The 15995-nt window shown below is 35.8% G+C and carries 16 protein-coding genes; 1 reads left to right on the forward strand and 15 read right to left on the reverse strand.

From position 1 onward, the window contains the following. From radA to ACMAYL_RS09085, 4 genes are read right to left on the reverse strand one after another with little or no spacing between them, the layout of a single operon-like run. Entirely contained in the window at positions 1–1371 is a 1371-nt protein-coding gene (gene radA / locus ACMAYL_RS09070) for a DNA repair protein RadA (protein ID WP_103218624.1), read from the reverse strand. Continuing rightward, complete coding sequence (ligA, locus tag ACMAYL_RS09075; protein ID WP_412470999.1) at positions 1371–3248, reverse strand: NAD-dependent DNA ligase LigA; 1878 nt, start codon at positions 3246–3248, stop codon at positions 1371–1373. Before ligA ends, radA begins: the two co-directional genes overlap by 1 nt. A 30-nt stretch (positions 3249–3278) precedes the next feature. Further along, entirely contained in the window at positions 3279–4766 is a 1488-nt protein-coding gene (locus ACMAYL_RS09080) for a hypothetical protein (RefSeq protein ID WP_103218622.1), read from the reverse strand. Beyond that, a complete protein-coding gene (locus ACMAYL_RS09085; RefSeq protein ID WP_146037886.1) occupies positions 4738–5052 on the reverse strand; it encodes a hypothetical protein in 315 nt (104 codons plus the stop codon). The genes ACMAYL_RS09080 and ACMAYL_RS09085 overlap by 29 nt, the downstream gene beginning before the upstream one ends. A 78-nt stretch (positions 5053–5130) precedes the next feature. Here ACMAYL_RS09085 and ACMAYL_RS09090 point away from each other — a divergent pair, with 78 nt between their 5' ends. Next, positions 5131–6309 carry a patatin-like phospholipase family protein gene (locus tag ACMAYL_RS09090; protein ID WP_103218621.1) on the forward strand — a complete coding sequence of 393 codons (1179 nt, stop codon included), beginning with the start codon at positions 5131–5133 and terminating at the stop codon, positions 6307–6309. 63 nt (positions 6310–6372) lie between these two features. Here the strand turns inward: ACMAYL_RS09090 and ACMAYL_RS09095 are convergent, their stop codons facing one another. The 11 genes from ACMAYL_RS09095 to ACMAYL_RS09145 all read right to left on the reverse strand — a co-directional run bounded on the left by ACMAYL_RS09095 (position 6373) and on the right by ACMAYL_RS09145 (position 15989). Beyond that, the gene (locus ACMAYL_RS09095) at positions 6373–6876 is read right to left on the reverse strand and encodes an outer membrane beta-barrel protein (protein WP_412470503.1); all 504 of its coding nucleotides are present in this window, start codon (positions 6874–6876) and stop codon (positions 6373–6375) included. Positions 6877–6917: 41 nt separating this feature from the next. Beyond that, complete coding sequence (locus ACMAYL_RS09100) at positions 6918–8474, reverse strand: hypothetical protein (RefSeq protein WP_412471000.1); 1557 nt, start codon at positions 8472–8474, stop codon at positions 6918–6920. Positions 8475–8574: 100 nt separating this feature from the next. Continuing rightward, positions 8575–8985 carry an ATP synthase F1 subunit epsilon gene (gene atpC, locus ACMAYL_RS09105; protein ID WP_158246914.1) on the reverse strand — a complete coding sequence of 137 codons (411 nt, stop codon included), beginning with the start codon at positions 8983–8985 and terminating at the stop codon, positions 8575–8577. 52 nt (positions 8986–9037) lie between these two features. Then, complete coding sequence (atpD, locus tag ACMAYL_RS09110) at positions 9038–10456, reverse strand: F0F1 ATP synthase subunit beta (RefSeq protein ID WP_103218617.1); 1419 nt, start codon at positions 10454–10456, stop codon at positions 9038–9040. Positions 10457–10466: 10 nt separating this feature from the next. Beyond that, positions 10467–11339, reverse strand: a complete 873-nt coding sequence (gene atpG / locus ACMAYL_RS09115; RefSeq protein ID WP_103218616.1) for an ATP synthase F1 subunit gamma — start codon at positions 11337–11339, stop codon at positions 10467–10469. 17 nt (positions 11340–11356) lie between these two features. After that, positions 11357–12865, reverse strand: coding sequence for a F0F1 ATP synthase subunit alpha (atpA, locus tag ACMAYL_RS09120; protein ID WP_103218615.1), 1509 nt, complete (start codon positions 12863–12865; stop codon positions 11357–11359). A gap of 25 nt (positions 12866–12890) precedes the next feature. Continuing rightward, entirely contained in the window at positions 12891–13430 is a 540-nt protein-coding gene (gene atpH / locus ACMAYL_RS09125; RefSeq protein ID WP_103218614.1) for an ATP synthase F1 subunit delta, read from the reverse strand. Positions 13431–13446: 16 nt separating this feature from the next. Then, entirely contained in the window at positions 13447–13974 is a 528-nt protein-coding gene (locus tag ACMAYL_RS09130) for an ATP synthase F0 subunit B (protein WP_103218613.1), read from the reverse strand. A 24-nt stretch (positions 13975–13998) separates the two neighbouring features. Beyond that, on the reverse strand, positions 13999–14442 hold the full coding sequence (locus ACMAYL_RS09135; protein WP_103218612.1) for a hypothetical protein: 444 nt from the start codon (positions 14440–14442) through the stop codon (positions 13999–14001). Positions 14443–14586: 144 nt separating this feature from the next. Then, positions 14587–14919, reverse strand: coding sequence for a bactofilin family protein (locus tag ACMAYL_RS09140; RefSeq protein ID WP_103218611.1), 333 nt, complete (start codon positions 14917–14919; stop codon positions 14587–14589). 104 nt (positions 14920–15023) lie between these two features. Then, positions 15024–15989 (reverse strand): ParB/RepB/Spo0J family partition protein, encoded by a 966-nt coding sequence (locus ACMAYL_RS09145; protein ID WP_103218610.1) that lies wholly within the window; start codon positions 15987–15989, stop codon positions 15024–15026. Positions 15990–15995 lie beyond the last annotated feature (6 nt).

Genomic DNA, 15995 nt, shown 5'->3' on the forward strand with positions numbered 1-15995 from the left:
CTAGTCCCCTAGTACTTTAAATATATCTGTAACTTTTCTTACGGGAATAATTTTCAATTTTGATTTTTGAGCAAAGTCTTTTGCTACTTTCGGTGAAGCAACCAACGTTTTATAATTAAGTTGTTCCATTTCTTTAATTCGCATTTCCATATGAGGAACAGTCCTAACTTCACCAGTAAGACCAACCTCCCCTAAAAAGACAGTATCTTTTGGAATTGGTTTTGATTTATAAGAACTTAGTAATGCTGCGATAATACTTAAGTCTGACTCACGTGTTGTAAGCTTCATGCTACCGACAACATTCACATAGATATCATTCATTCCCATTGGAATATTTGCATATTTTTCAATAATTGCAACCATCATTGCTACTCGATTATTATCTAGTCCCTGTGTCGTACGACGGCCACTACCAAATTTATTTTCTGCAACTAAGGCTTGAACTTCTACAAATAAAGGTCTTGTTCCTTCTTTGATACAAGTTAAACTTTTTCCAAAACTATCCTCAAGATCATCATCCAAGAAAAACTGTGATGGGTTTTTTACTTCATTAAGCCCATCTTCTTGCATTTCAAAAATACCTACTTCATTTGTATTTCCAAAACGATTCTTGATTGCTCTAAGCATTCTATAATGACCAAATTGATCACCTTCAAAATAGATAACTGTATCCACCATATGCTCAAGAATCTTTGGCCCTGCAATAGCACCGTCTTTAGTAATATGACCTACAATAAAACAAGTTATCCCTGTAGCTTTGACATGATTCATTAACTCATAGGTAACTTCTCGAATTTGAGAAACAGTACCTGGAGGCGATTGTAGCTCACTAGAAGTAGTCGTTTGGATTGAATCAAGAACCATAAAACGTGGTTTAATTTTTTTAATTTGATTTAAAATATTTTGCCAGTTTGTTTCATTATAAATATAAAACGAATCATTTTTAAGGCCCATGCGTTTAGCACGTCCAGCAACCTGTCCTTCACTTTCTTCACCACTCACATAAAGAAAGCTCTGATCACTTTGTTGTCCTGAAAGCTTAGATAACATTTCAGTCAGTAAAGTCGATTTCCCAATACCAGGCTCTCCACCAATGAGAATAAGTGATCCTGGAACGAGTCCTCCACCGACAACTCTATCAAATTCACCAATACCAGTACTAACTCGATTATAAGTTTCAACTTCAATTTCTTTGAGTTTCTTTGGTGCTGTTTCACCTACGGCTTTTACTTTTATACTCTCTTGTACTGGAGTAAATGTTTCTTCGACAAAACTATTCCACTCACCACAGTCAGTACAACGACCCATCCACTTTGCAGTTTGAAATCCACAATTCGAACATTCAAAAACTTTTTTACTTTTCTTGGCCATTAGCTAATCATTCCCATTACTTCATCTTCAGTTTTAATTGAAATACCTAAATCTAATGCCTTCTTATACTTAGAAGATTTAGCTTCTGTTTCATTTGTAAGAAGAATATCTGTATTCTTACTAACTGAACCAACTGGTGTACCACCAGCTGCTTTAATATCTTTTTCGATATCGCTACGTTTACGTGATAGAGAACCAGTAATACAAATTTTTAAACCAGCCAATCCTGTACCAACTTCTTCTTCAATTACTTCAAATGTGAAACCTAATTCTTGCAAATTATTAATTAAATCTCTCTTCTCTTGTAGTGAGTTTACAAAAGTTGTTGCAGATTTTTCTGCAAACCCTTCTAAAGTTGCAAGTTCATCTGCATTCATATTTAAAAGTTTTTCAATTGAATCAAACCCACCATGTACAACTTTTTCACACTTATTATAGGCTCCGCCAGTAATACCGAGAGCTGATATAAATGTAATCAAATCAGCTTTCTTTGATCCTTCAATACTTGTTAGAAGTTTAGTTGCTAACTTATCTTTTACTTTATCCAAAGTTAAAAGCTGATCCATCTCTAACTTATAGAGATCTTCGATTGTCATAACTAATTTCTTACGAATCATCTCTTCAAGACGCTTTGAGCTTAAATCATCGATTCCAATTTTTTGAATAAAATTTAAGATCGCTTCTTTTACTTGAGCGGGACATGCAGGATTCTTACAAAACAAGCGAATATCTTCGATAATTACTTTTGACTCACAACTAGGACAACATTCTGGAATAGTGAAATCATTTTCAGATTCTTCGATAGTTTGTAAAAACTTTGGAATTACCTCTCCACTCCTAATAATTTCAATTTTATCTCCGGCCTTTAAATTATGTTGTTTTACCATTCCATAATTATGTAATGTCACACGGGATATAACTGCTCCACTAATTGAAACAGGTTCAACTTCACCAACAGGTGTTAAGATTCCATTTCTAGAAACTTGCCACGTTATCGATTTAAGAATTGTTTGTACTGTTTCCCCTTCAAATTTAAATGCCATTTTATAGCGAGGGTGATGAGCAGTTTCTCCAAGTTCATCATGAAGTTTAATTTCATTATATACAAAGACTAGTCCATCAATAAGATATTCACCATTGGCCATGAAATCTTTTGCGTCTTCAATTGCAGACTCGTAATCTTTCTTTGTATGCATCAGTGTATATTCTAGAATATCGAAATCTTCTTTTTTAAGAGTCTCGTACTTTTGACTTTCTTTATCGAAATCTATGCCGATTAAATCAAATGCTTTAAAATTTATAAAAGAACAAAGACTAATATTTTCTTTACGTCCAACAAGCCCAGCTACGATATTGCGTTGAGAAGATGGCCTTTCTAATCCCTGAGCAACCATCGTTTCAGAAAGGTGAAAAAATGATTCTTCATCACAATACATCTCACCTCTAATTTCTATTCTTTCTTTAATAGAGATGGATCCAGGAACACCCTTCATCCATTGAACTTTTTGAGTGATATTCTCACCATAAGTTCCATCACCTCTAGTCTTTGCTAAAACTAGATGACCATCTTCATAGATAAGCGAACAAGAAACACCATCAACCTTATAGATTCCTAAAACTTCGTATTCCTTTGCCCAAGAAATCAGTTCTTCCATCTTATAAGTCTTACCAAGTGATAACATTTTCTTATCATGTTTCACTTTATCAAGTGACGTTATAGTTGAGCCTACTAAATTAAGTACAGAGTTCTCGGGATCAAGTTCTCTTAACTCATCTTCTAATTTGTCATATTCACTATCAGAAATTTCTGGTTTACCAGCATAGTATAATGCCTTATGGATCTTTATTTGATCTGCTAATTCTTTTATACGCTTCATTTTATTCTCGTCTAATTTTAGAAAGTCTTTTTAGAACGCAAACTTCACTCCGCCCTTTAAGGCCGTGTTTTTAACAGTTACTTTCGTACCATCGCTTGCAAATTCAGCTTTATCACTTAGGTAGTCAATTCCACCATAGAGATTAATATTTGGTCCGTACTTATACTCGACACCTGCAGCTACGTGAAAGTTACTCGTATCTTTTGCACTACCAAAGATCGAAACATCTTCTTCGTATCCAGGATCAAGCATGAAATCGAATTGAAAATATACACGTACACCGCGAATAAGAGGCATACTTGCTCTTGCACCAACTAATAGGCCACTAAAATTAATTTCTGTGAAACCATCTGCAACTTGATTATCAAAACCATGAGTATATGATCCATAACCAAAAAAGACATCGACTTGTGGCCCATAGAAAAAGCCCATCGGAAGGTATTTATATCCAAATAGAAGTCTAAAACGAGAAGAATCCATTGAATTAGAATCTGAAACAAGATTTCCAGCATCCTTAGAATACTTTCCAAAACCTTTTTCTAACTCTAAGCCCACCCAGTAATTTCTCGTTACCCAGAGTTCACCGTCAAAGGCAATTGCAAAGTCCACACCATTAATTGATTTTGTACCATTTGAAATTGATGAGTTATTATTTGAGCCTGTCCCAATTTTTAGAGCAAGACCAAATTCCCCTAATCTTCCAAAAGAAGAAGTACGATCATTTCCTTCGACTGGATCATACTTTAAGTCTCTTTTTTCAGAATCTTTTGTATTCTTAGAAATTAATACCCAATCTTCAGCTTGAATTAAGCTTTTATCTTCATAACGTAAAACTTTTACTTGTGATAAAGATTCACCTACGTGAATAATTCTTCCAGTTGCTATTGTTTTCGTTTCCCAATCAACAACCTCTTGTAAAAGAGGGTGCTTGCGACGGCGCATTGGACGAACAACTTTTACTTCATAATCAGTAAAAATTCCTGCATCTTTACCGAGATCAATTGAAAATTGCTGACCTAAAACACCTAAGACTCGGGCATCATATGGGATTTGTTTTTCATATTGATCAAGCCAATTATTTGCAGTTTGTGCAATTAGTCCTGGATCATCACTATTAAGCTCAATCTTTTCATTGAAGTAGATATCTTTTCCATTGGCCCCAAAGATTTGCATATTTACTGCAACACCTTTTGGAAGACTTTCTATTTTAACCTTGATTAATGAACCTGCATTTGTTTTTTCAGAAACAAGTTTTAAAACCTTTGGGTTCTCTAAAGCTGCATCAAGATTTTTTTTATAATTTGATAAGATATTTATAATTTCAGAGTTGTACTGGTAGTAACACCAACGAGAAGATTTCAAATAACCTTCTATTTTAGCAAAGACTTCATAACCAAGAGCGCCACCGACAGAATCTCTAACAGGTAGGATCATACAACGACGAGCACTTGGAGCAGCTAAAGTATCAACTGCTAAAATGAGAAGTAAACTAGTTATAAGTAATTTGATTGTTTTCATTGAGACGACCTTCGTAGAGATCTACGAGCATTTTATATTCATTATTTTCTTGCTTGGTTTTAATTAATTCTTTTTTAAGAAGTTCATGTTCTTCTTGTAAACGCTTTAGGTATACGATGGCGTTCGATGCACTTAGTGAATCGTTATATTCCCACTCGTTCATTTGAATCAGATATTTACCCTGATCAAATTTCCAAATTAATTTATCTCTTTTTATGTAGCGACGAATTGTTGATATTGAGATTCCCTTCAACAATGAATAGTCATTTATGTCCATCCAAATCATTTCTTAATTTTAACCAACTTGACGTGCTTTGCCAAAAATTATCAATACATAAATTCGTATTTCGAGTATAATTTTTTTATGAACAGAGTTGATATAGAAAACTTCAGGAATAAAAAGACTGCCTTAGTTCTCTCTGGCGGTGTCGTAAAGGCTGCCGCATGGCACCTTGGAGTAAGCTGGGCCCTTCACGATCTTGGTTTCACATTTAAGCACAATCATTCGGATGTAAATCCAGATTACGAAATATCAACATATGTTGGCTCAAGTGCAGGTGCTCTAATTAGTCTCTTCTTAGCCTCGGGTCACTCACCACTTGAAGTTATTGAAGCTTTTATTCAAAAAAACAAAACAGGTTTGAAACCAATTACATATAAGGACATGCTCTCTTTAAAGAGACCTAGTCTAAAGCCTCACCATCCGAATCTCTACGATCCATTGGATGGCTTTCCACTTGTTATCAAAAGTCTTTTGAAACCAATCATGACAGTCTCAGGACTATTTTCCACAACAGGACTGCACGACTACATAATTGAAAACGTAATAAAATCGAACAATTTCGATGACTATGATGCGGATCTTTTTATCATTGCAACACAATTAGATAATTCGCGAAAGACAATATTTTCTCGCTATAATTACCCTAATCCTAGCCATGATCCGACGGCACACTACTATACTGATATTCCAATTGCTGAGGCTGCAACTGCTTCAATGAGTGTACCGCCATTCTATACACCTTATCCAATTCATAACACTGTTACAGATACGACAGATTTCTATATTGATGGTGAAATTCGTGAAACACTTTCAACTCACGTTGCCGTTGATAATAGTTGTGAATATATCATTTCAAGCTGGACCCATACGCCTTATCACTATCAGGATGAAATTGGCTCCCTTGCTAACTATGGCCTTCCTGCCATTTGTACGCAGGCTATTTACTTAATGATTCAAAAGAAAATTGTTGATTCAAGAGCAAGACGTATTGCCGCACAGGATATTATTGATACTGTAAATCAGTATATGCTCAATGAAAAATTTAGTAATGAACAACGTCGTCATATAACATCAATTATTGAGCGAAAACTAAACTTTAATCCTGATGTAAAACTCATCGATATCTTTCCTAAGCATGATGACTACAACCTCTTCTTCGCTGATATCTTCAGCTTAAATCCGAAGAAGATGACTAAGATGCTTGAAGCTGGCTACAAGCGAACGATGGAAATATTTAATAATAAAGAATACGAATCTTAAAAATTCGATGAAATAAAAAAAGGCCCACTAATGTGGGCCTTCATATTTAAAGTCTTTTATTAATTAAAGATCAAGTGGTAGTGAAACACCAACTAAGATTTCTTTTGTATCAAAGTCTGGGAAACCACCAGCACCATCATAGCTCAATGCACGGTACTCTAAGTTAAGTGAAACAAATGGAAGCATTGTAAAACCAACACCAACAGCAACTCCCGAACCATCAAAAGTAACAGCTCCAGCATCAATTTCAGATGATAGGTAATAACTTGCATATCCTCTTAAAAGAATTGGTAAATCTACAGCTACGAATAGTCCAAAGTTTGTTGTATCAAAATCAGTGTCACCTGTATTATCTTCAGCCGTATATGAACCCATATTGTAATCAAGTCCAAAACTTACCAGCATAGGAAGTGAATAACCTAGGCGGCCACCAATATTTGTACCAGTCGTATCATCACCATCAGTATCACCTAGAATATTATACGCTAGGTACGGCTCAACATAAATTCCAGCTTGCGCTTGGAAACCAGCAATCATAATCATCATTGCAACTAAAATCTTTTTCATACAATCTCCTCATAAGATAAATCTAGTAATATTCTCTCAAACTAGATATTTTCAATAATATATAAACCTTCAGTACAGAAACTTTGCGTGTATTGAATACTTCCTTCCCCAGAATCTATTTTCGTATTCAAAATTCCATAATCATGAGAAATAATAAAAACCTTCTCCGTTAAGCCTGTAATTTCAGCACTAACTGTTCCATCTTTATCCATATAATAAAAATCATATGATCCTGATGGACTTATCGAAGAAATATAAGCTTCAAAACTAACGAGTGGCTTATTCAAATTAACTTGAATAACACAAGCTCCATTATCCGCCCGGTTTTGAAATAGCTCCTTCAAATAATCGATATATTCAATAGAAGGTATCACCACCTTCTTAATGTCATTAAAGCCAACAAAGACCGAAGTTTCTTTGCCAACTTCAATATAGTGTTTAAAACTAGCGTCCCGCAATGGGGTAAGAATTTTATAGCGATTTAGTCCTACCTTAGAAGCAGTGATCTCACGATTAAAATAGCGAATATCGCTATCGTTCAAGTTCATTGATTGTAAGGTCTTGGCCGCCAAATTTTCTTCATAAACAGAAAAATTAATGGCCTTTGCATCTAATAAATATGGCGCTTCGTAAGTAATTTCATCTTGAACAAGATGAATAATTTTTTGCGCAACTTTGCCTTTGAAATCCATATACTTAATTAAGTGATTACCCAATTCAACATCAAGATAGAGTTCATAAACAAATGAATCCCCAGGATCAACTTCTTTGAAATTTCGATCGAGATATACTTTTTTCTTAAAGGATCCCATAAAGGTAGAAGTATCTATTTTATCACCTAAATCAACTAGAATATGTGCACCACTATGCTCTTTTACTTTGTTTCTCTCTAAGATCTTACGTAGATAATCAGAATTGATTACAGGGATATCGAAGGTCGTTTCGCTTCGAGCACTAAGTTCAAAATTTGTTCTAATTATATCTCTCGCGGCAATAGAGCCCCTAAATGTAGAAAAACTATCGTCACTAGATATCGGAATTAGAACTTCTCCAGTTCCAGAATCAGTAAATAAATCATTTAAATTATATGTAGGTACTAAATCAAAATCTGTAAGATTATTTTTCGAAATACCCTTCTCGCCAAACTCACGCAACTTAACTTTAAAATTAGAAACCGCTTTCTTTTTACGAGCAGCTGACTGAATAAAGCTTGAGAAATCAATTACAGGCTTATAATTCTTTGGCCCTAAAGCCTGTTTAGATACACCTTTAACTATTGGTGCTTTAAACTGTGGAGTTTTTGCAGTTGCATCTTTCTTAGCGTCTTGAGCACCATAGGAAAAAAAGACGAGATCATCACTCTCTTTAATATTGCCACTTACCTTAGCGCCTTTTTGTACTCCTGAGCTTGCTAATACAATCTCATCTGTTTCCACCTCACCCTGATAAGCAATAGGAGGAACAAATTTTTTGTGAAGTTCAAATGTTTCTCTAAGGTCAAATTTCTTTGGCTTAAGTGTAACTATATCTCCGCCTGTTAATGCATAAGCATTAGCTACTAATAAAGAAATAAAGATACAAATAAACCTAATAATCATTAGCTCTATTTTCGCATCATTAGGTTATTTAGAACTTAGGTGGCAGATTTTGCCGAGTGAAGTAGTAAAAAGAAAGGCCCTGGAAACAGGGCCTAATCTATTATTTCGAAATTTGCTTAACTAGTTGTAACCTAAGTTGCGCTCTATCAAGCTTACGACGGAATTTAACTAGATCTTCATCAGTTAAAGTACCTTTCAGCTTCTCACGAGCGTAAATTAGTGCATTTGTAGCTCTTTCCTCATCAATTTGACAATCTTCTTCAGAAGTCATTGATAGGATAGTAATTTGGTCGTTTAAAACCTTTACGATACCGTTAGTAACAGTGAAAAATCTTTCCGAATCATCACCATGTACAGCAACGCTACCAGTAGCTAGCTTCTCAACAATGTGAGTGTGACCTGCAAGAACTTCGATTTCACCCTTTAGAGTAGGAACGAAAACAGAGTCTGCTGGTACGTTCTTCGCAACAACTGAGCTAGGCGTTAGAATATTTACAACAAAGTTACTCATCATTTAATCCTTTGCGTAGTTCCATGGGTTACCCCATGGAACTTGCTACTTATTAAGCATCCTTCTTAAGTTGTTCCCACTTTTCATATACCATGTTTAGGTTACCAACAAGGTAGAAAGCTTGCTCAGGAACTTCATCACACTCACCAGCTAGGATAGCTTTGAATGCTTTGATCGTATCGTTGATATCAACGAATTGACCTGGGATACCTGTAAACTGCTCAGCAACGAAGAATGGTTGAGAAAGGAATTTCTCAATCTTTCTTGCACGACCAACTAGAATTTTATCTTCTTCAGAAAGTTCGTCCATACCAAGAATCGCGATGATATCTTGAAGCTCTTTATATCTTTGAAGGATCTGTTGAACTGAACGAGCAGTATCATAGTGATCGTCACCAAGGATAGCTGGAGATAGAATTGTTGAAGATGATGTTAGTGGGTCTACCGCTGGGTAGATACCTTTTTCAGCAATTGAACGTGAAAGTTCAGTAGTCGCATCTAAGTGAGCGAATGTAGTTGCTGGAGCCGGATCAGTATAGTCATCGGCAGGTACGTATACAGCTTGGATAGAAGTAATCGAACCATCTTTAGTTGAAGTAATACGCTCCTGCATAGCACCCATCTCAGTACCAAGAGTTGGTTGGTAACCTACGGCAGATGGAATACGTCCAAGTAGTGCAGATACCTCTGAACCAGCTTGAGTAAAACGGAAGATATTATCAACGAAGAATAGTACGTCTTGTTTTTCTTCATCACGGAAGTATTCCGCTAGAGAAAGACCTGTAAGAGCAACACGAGCACGTGCACCTGGTGGCTCGTTCATCTGACCGTATACCAGTGCAGTTTTATCGATAACCCCAGACTCTTTCATTTCTTCGTAAAGGTCGTTTCCTTCACGAGTTCTTTCACCAACACCAGCGAATACAGAGAAACCACCGTGTTGAGTAGCAATGTTGTTGATAAGTTCCATAATTAGAACTGTTTTACCAACACCAGCACCACCGAATAGACCAATCTTTCCACCTTTTAAGTATGGAGCAAGAAGGTCAATAACTTTAATACCAGTAAAGAATGGCTCAAGTTTTGTTGATTGATTTTCAAATGATGGAGCTTCTCTGTGGATTGAGTAAGATTTTTTATTACCTAATTCACCAGCTTCATCAATCGCTTCACCAACTACGTTGATGATACGACCAAGACATTCACGACCTACAGGTGCTTGAATTGGAGCACCAGTGTCAGATACAACTAAACCTCTTGATAGACCTTCAGTTTGGTCCATAGCGATCGTTCTAACAACGTTATCACCTAGGTGAGTTGCAACTTCAAGAACAAGGTTATTTTCTTTGTCGTTGATTGTTGAGTTTGTAACTAAAAGGGCGTTATAGATTTCCGGTAAATTTCCATCAGCAAATTCAACGTCTACAACAGGACCCATAACTTGACGAATAACACCTTTTGCTTGTGACATTCTACGCTCCTTAACCATTGAGGGACTCAGCACCAGATACAACTTCAATAAGTTCAGTTGTAATCGCCGCTTGTCTCAATTTATTCATTTTAATAGTTAGTGTTCTAATTGCATCTTTACAGTTTCCAACGGCACTATCCATTGCTGACATACGTGATCCGTGCTCTGCTGCTGTAGCATCTAATACTGCAGTCCACATTGCACTCGTGTACGCCTCTGGGATTAGGCCATCTAAAATACTTTCCGCACCAGGGTTGTATCTGAAATCAAACGGATACTTTTCCTTTAGCTCATCTCTTTCAGATGAATCAAGAGTCATTGGAAGTACTTGTTTAACTGTTGGCTCGATTTGAATTGCAGAATGGAAAATGTTGTAAGCAACACTTACCTTTCCTACTTCACCAGTTGCAAAAAGTTCTGAAAGCTTATTAGCAATCGTTTGAACTTCATGAAATTGTGGTTCAGTTCTTTCAAAACCGTATGATTCACCAGCGTTAACAAGTTTCACAACAAGTTCTTTTACCTTAGTACCAATAAAGTGCACTTCAAGGTTGTTTGTATCTTCATGGTTCGCAATATAAGCCTTAACAGCTTTTGCAAGACCAGAGTTATAACCACCACAAAGACCTTTATTTGAAGAGATTACAAGAAGTACTTCTTTCTTAGATTCGTTATTATTTAAGAAAGAGTGATTGTAACCTTCTACTAAAGCAGAAATTGTTTTAATTGAATCTTCTAATTCATTTGCATAAGGACGCGCATTCAGAATAGCATTCTGAGCCTTGTTTAGCTTTGCAGCTGAAACAAGTTTCATAGCTTCCGTAATCTTTAAAGTACCCTTAGTACTTTTGATTTTCTTTTTAAGATCCTTAATATTTGCCATTATGGCTCCTCAATTAATTAGTAGTTCTTACTTGCAATAAATTCTTTAATTGCAGTTGCTAATTTACCATCATTCTCACCAGAGATTTGTTTCTCTGATCTTAGTGAACTCATAAGATCTGAGTGAGAAGTATTTAGGTGATCTAGAAGATCTTTTTCAGCATCTCTTACTCTATCAACAGGTACTGAATCGAACATACCTTTTGTACCAGCGTATACAGATACAGTTTGATCGATAACATCAAATGGAGAATATTGTGCTTGCTTAAGTAGCTCAACAAGTCTCTCACCTTTTGAAAGTTGTTTTTGAGTAGCTTCGTCTAGATCTGAACCGAAAGCCGCGAAAGCTTGAAGTTCACGGTACTGAGCAAGATCAAGTCTTAATGTACCAGCAACTTTTTTCATTGCTTTAATCTGAGCAGAACCACCAACACGTGATACCGAAATACCAACGTTAACAGCTGGACGGATACCTGAGTTGAAAAGGTCACCTTCTAGGAAGATCTGACCATCTGTAATCGAGATTACGTTTGTTGGAATATATGCAGAAACGTCACCTTCTTGAGTTTCAATAACTGGAAGTGCAGTTAGTGAACCAGCTCCTAGGTCATCAGATAGTTTCGCCGCACGCTCAAGTAGTCTTGAGTGACAGTAGAAAACGTCCCCTGGGAATGCTTCACGTCCTGGTGGACGTCTAAGAAGTAGTGAAAGCTGACGATATGCTTGTGCTTGCTTTGTTAAATCATCATAAACGATTAGTGCGTGCTTACCGCTATCTCTGTAGTACTCACCCATTGTACAACCAGTATATGGTGCTAGGTACTGAAGAGGTGCAGAGTTAGAAGCAGTAGCAGATACGATGATTGTATAATCAAGAGCACCAGCTTCTTTTAGTTTTTGTTGTACTTGACGTACTGTTGAGTTCTTTTGACCAATAGCTACGTAGATACATACAACATCTTTACCTTTTTGGTTGATGATTGTATCGATTGCAACAGCAGTTTTACCTGTCTTTCTGTCACCAATGATAAGCTCACGTTGACCACGTCCGATTGGGATCATAGCGTCGATAGCTTTAATACCTGTTTGAAGTGGCTCATGTACAGATTTTCTACCTAGAATACCTGGAGCTTTAATTTCAACACGTCTTGAGTGTTCAGAAACGATTTCACCTTGTCCGTCGATTGGATTACCAATAGCATCAACAACACGACCTAAAAGAGCGTCACCTACTGGTACTTCAACGATCTTTTGAGTTCTTTTAACTGTTGAACCTTCTGTGATTTTTGGATCATCACCAAGAATAGCAACACCAACGTTGTTAGTTTCTAGGTTTAGAACCATACCTTTTGTACCTGTAGCAAATTCTACAAGCTCTCCGGCCATTACGTTTTTAAGACCGAAAACTCTAGCAACACCATCACCAACAGTAAGAACTGTACCTACTTCGTCTACTTGAAGTTTAGTTTCGAAGTTAGCAATTCTGTCTTTGATAATGCTCGTAATTTCTTCTGGATTCATTGACATCATTTACCTCTACAATAATTGGCCATTAGCCATTTATAATTGATTCTTTTAAAGTATTAAGTTGTTTATCTACAGATGCATCGATTTGATAGTCTTCAACTGTCACACGAACACCTGCTGTAATTTTTTCGTTTTTTGTATAAGTTAACTCAGGCTCTGATCCAAGTTGTGACTTAATAAAAGATTTAATCTTATTAAGTGACTCTGTATCAATTGAATCTGCATTACCTTCAATTGTTCCTCTCATGAAACCTCTTTCATGATCATCCATAACGATTACTTCTTTAAAGATGAGTGGAAGAATTCCAATTCTCTTTTCTTGAAGTAGGAAATTAATAAATGATTTTACAACTTGAGAAAGCCCTAACTTTGTTAATACGTCACTTATAACAGAAGCTTTTTCCTCAACAGTAAATACATCTAAAAACATTACGTTTTCTAGATCATTACTTGCATTGATTACTTCTGTAAGAGCAGTAAGCTCTTGTGCTGTATTAATATTAGACTCTTTACCTAGGCTGAAAATCGCTTTTGCATACGCTTTGGCTACATTCTTTTCTTTCATCTTACTAACCCTAGAACTATAGTCTTGAAATTAAATTGCTTGTTGCTTTATTTGATAATGAACTATCAGAATGAATTTTAGTTTTCGTTTTAGAAATAACTTCATCTAATAGCGATTCATTAAGTTGTTTAAGCATCATCTTCTTTTCAGATTCTAACTTGTGTGCAGAATCTACTTCCATTTTTTCCATTGATGCTTTGATTTCTTGAACATAAGTTTCTTCGAACTTTTCACCATCTTTTTTCGCATTAGTGATGATTTGTTCTTTCTCACCTTCGATATTATCTAGCTTAGCTTTTGAAGCTGATAATACTTTTTCTGCTTTTGCATCTTTTTCAGCTGCATACTCAACAAGATCCTTAATAGAATCTGCTTTTTCTACAAATGAATTTTTCATGAATGGAATAATCTTCCATGCCATAAAACCAAATACAATTGTGAAGTTAATTGCAGGAACAAGTAGGTCAGATAAGTGACCACCGTGGTATTCACCACCAGCTGCAAATACGATATTACTAAAAACTAGAGCTAATAATAATTTCATTTATTATCCTTATAATTTTAATGACTACTGTACAATTTTATCAACTAGAAGTGATGAAAGTTCATCAGCATCTTTCATGATTGCAACTTTCTTCTCTTCTAACTCTTGAGAGTATTTTGCCTTTTCAGAATTAGCTTCAGCTTCAAGCTTATTAGCAAGTTCTTTAACTTTAACAGCTTCACGCTTAGTAACTTCTTCTTTTCTATTTTGAATTAAATTAAAAGCTTCAGATTGTGCGCCTTCAATTTTAGACTTGTATTCTTTCTCTAATTCAGTTGCAAGACGAGTTTTTTCATCAGCACCTGATTCCATTTTAGTAGTTTTTGCTTCACGGTTTTCAAGAACTTCTTGAAGTTTAGACCAGATTAAGTTTCTTGTTACAAAATAAAGAACTGTAACGATGGCCAATTGAATGAAAAATGTAGAGTTGATACCTAGAGAGTTTAATACTGTATTGATAGTATCCATTAGTGACTACCCCAAATTGTGTAATAAGATTGGTTAAAAGTTCACTAATAATTAAACTTTATCTGGCCTATCGTCAAGCTAAACAGCTTTTTTCTGAATGTTTGTTAACATTTAATTAAGTTGTAAATAATCAAATTTATTTAATTATTTCTCGTCATGCATCTTCGTTGTACCATGGAAAATAACGCCGTCTTCCACAATAAGCGAAGGTGTAGTGATAGTCCCCTCGAAGCGAGCAGGCTTGATAATTTCGACGCGAGAAGTCGCTTTGATGTCGCCCTTAACGATTCCACTAATCATAATTACATCAGCAATAATGTCTGCATTAATTACAGCGGCCTCGGAAATAATTACCGTGTCATTTGAAAAAATAGTTCCGTTCACAATTCCCGCAATACGTCCTACACCGTTCAGTGTAATATTTCCTTCGAGCTTACAACCATCTTCGATAATCGCTGCCATTGTTCCTTGTGTCATAAATCTACCCTTTCCGTGGCTGGTTCTATAGGACCATATTTGATTTGAAAAATGGTTCTATAGGACCGGCCATAAAGACTGGTCCCATAGGACCAATAAAAACATTATCTATTTAAAAGTAAGTATTCAAAAATATCATTAAATTCGGCTTCATTAGAGAATTTCAGTACAACTTCTCCACCACCGTTTTTATTTGTTTTAATCCCGAAATGATAACCAGTTTTTTGTTCTAACTTTTCTCTATATTGAGACATTTTTCCATTAAAAAAGTCGAAGTTATCATCTTCTTTGCCAACTTTTGTTGGTCTCTTAGCTGCTTTAATTAATTTTTCAGTTTCACGAACAGATAGATTATCAAGAGCTGCTTTATTTGCAATACGAATACAATCTTCTCTCTCTTTGATACTAGCAAGAATTTTTGCATGACCAAATGAAAGCTGATCCTTTTGGATTAATTCTACTACATCACGTGGAAGCTTAAGAATACGTAGGAAGTTAGCAATTGTAGATCTTTCCTTACCAACTTTTTTTGCAACTTCTTCTTGAGTTAAGTTGAAGTCTTCCATTAGTGCAAAGTAAGCAAGAGCTTCTTCTACACAGTTAAGATCTGATCTTTGTACGTTTTCAATGATCGACATAACCATTTTTTCACGATCAGTTGCTCTCTTTATTACGACAGGAACTTGAGTAAGACCTGCTAGTTTAGAAGCGCGAAGTCTTCTTTCACCTGCAACAAGTTCATATCCATTATCGGCCTTAACAACGATTAGTGGTTGAATAACACCATTTTCTTTAATTGAGTTTGAAAGCTCGTGAAGCTCTTCTTCTTTAAAGATTTTTCTTGGTTGGTTTGGGTTTGCATGAATTACAGTAATATCAAGCATTGAAGGATTCGTTTCTACTTGTACAGCAGGAGTTGTATTAAGTGCTGGTTTAGCTGCTGCCGGATTATCTGCTGCAACTTTTTGTAGATCAGAAAAAGCTGCTTGAGCTTTTGATACTTGAGAAGAATTTTGTGTTCCTCCAAGTAAAGATCCCATTCCTTTTCCTAATGCCATTTTCTTAGCCATTCTCTC

It is taken from the genome of Halobacteriovorax sp. RT-2-4 (assembly GCF_047085445.1).
In the GTDB taxonomy this organism is placed as follows: domain Bacteria; phylum Bdellovibrionota; class Bacteriovoracia; order Bacteriovoracales; family Bacteriovoracaceae; genus Halobacteriovorax_A.

Bases quoted from the DNA above. Each gene is read 5' to 3' on its own strand.
- ACMAYL_RS09095 (WP_412470503.1), bottom strand. From the start codon at position 6,876: ATGAAAAAGATTTTAGTTGCAATGATGATTATGATTGCTGGTTTCCAA.
- atpA (WP_103218615.1), bottom strand. From the start codon at position 12,865: ATGTCAATGAATCCAGAAGAAATTACGAGCATTATCAAAGACAGAATT.
- ACMAYL_RS09085 (WP_146037886.1), bottom strand. From the start codon at position 5,052: ATGATTTGGATGGACATAAATGACTATTCATTGTTGAAGGGAATCTCA.
- ACMAYL_RS09100 (WP_412471000.1), bottom strand. From the start codon at position 8,474: ATGATTATTAGGTTTATTTGTATCTTTATTTCTTTATTAGTAGCTAAT.
- atpG (WP_103218616.1), bottom strand. From the start codon at position 11,339: ATGGCAAATATTAAGGATCTTAAAAAGAAAATCAAAAGTACTAAGGGT.
- ACMAYL_RS09145 (WP_103218610.1), bottom strand. From the start codon at position 15,989: ATGGCTAAGAAAATGGCATTAGGAAAAGGAATGGGATCTTTACTTGGA.
- ACMAYL_RS09080 (WP_103218622.1), bottom strand. From the start codon at position 4,766: ATGAAAACAATCAAATTACTTATAACTAGTTTACTTCTCATTTTAGCA.
- ACMAYL_RS09135 (WP_103218612.1), bottom strand. From the start codon at position 14,442: ATGGATACTATCAATACAGTATTAAACTCTCTAGGTATCAACTCTACA.
- atpH (WP_103218614.1), bottom strand. From the start codon at position 13,430: ATGAAAGAAAAGAATGTAGCCAAAGCGTATGCAAAAGCGATTTTCAGC.
- ACMAYL_RS09130 (WP_103218613.1), bottom strand. From the start codon at position 13,974: ATGAAATTATTATTAGCTCTAGTTTTTAGTAATATCGTATTTGCAGCT.
- atpD (WP_103218617.1), bottom strand. From the start codon at position 10,456: ATGTCACAAGCAAAAGGTGTTATTCGTCAAGTTATGGGTCCTGTTGTA.
- ACMAYL_RS09140 (WP_103218611.1), bottom strand. From the start codon at position 14,919: ATGACACAAGGAACAATGGCAGCGATTATCGAAGATGGTTGTAAGCTC.
- ligA (WP_412470999.1), bottom strand. From the start codon at position 3,248: ATGAAGCGTATAAAAGAATTAGCAGATCAAATAAAGATCCATAAGGCA.
- radA (WP_103218624.1), bottom strand. From the start codon at position 1,371: ATGGCCAAGAAAAGTAAAAAAGTTTTTGAATGTTCGAATTGTGGATTT.
- atpC (WP_158246914.1), bottom strand. From the start codon at position 8,985: ATGAGTAACTTTGTTGTAAATATTCTAACGCCTAGCTCAGTTGTTGCG.
- ACMAYL_RS09090 (WP_103218621.1), top strand. From the start codon at position 5,131: ATGAACAGAGTTGATATAGAAAACTTCAGGAATAAAAAGACTGCCTTA.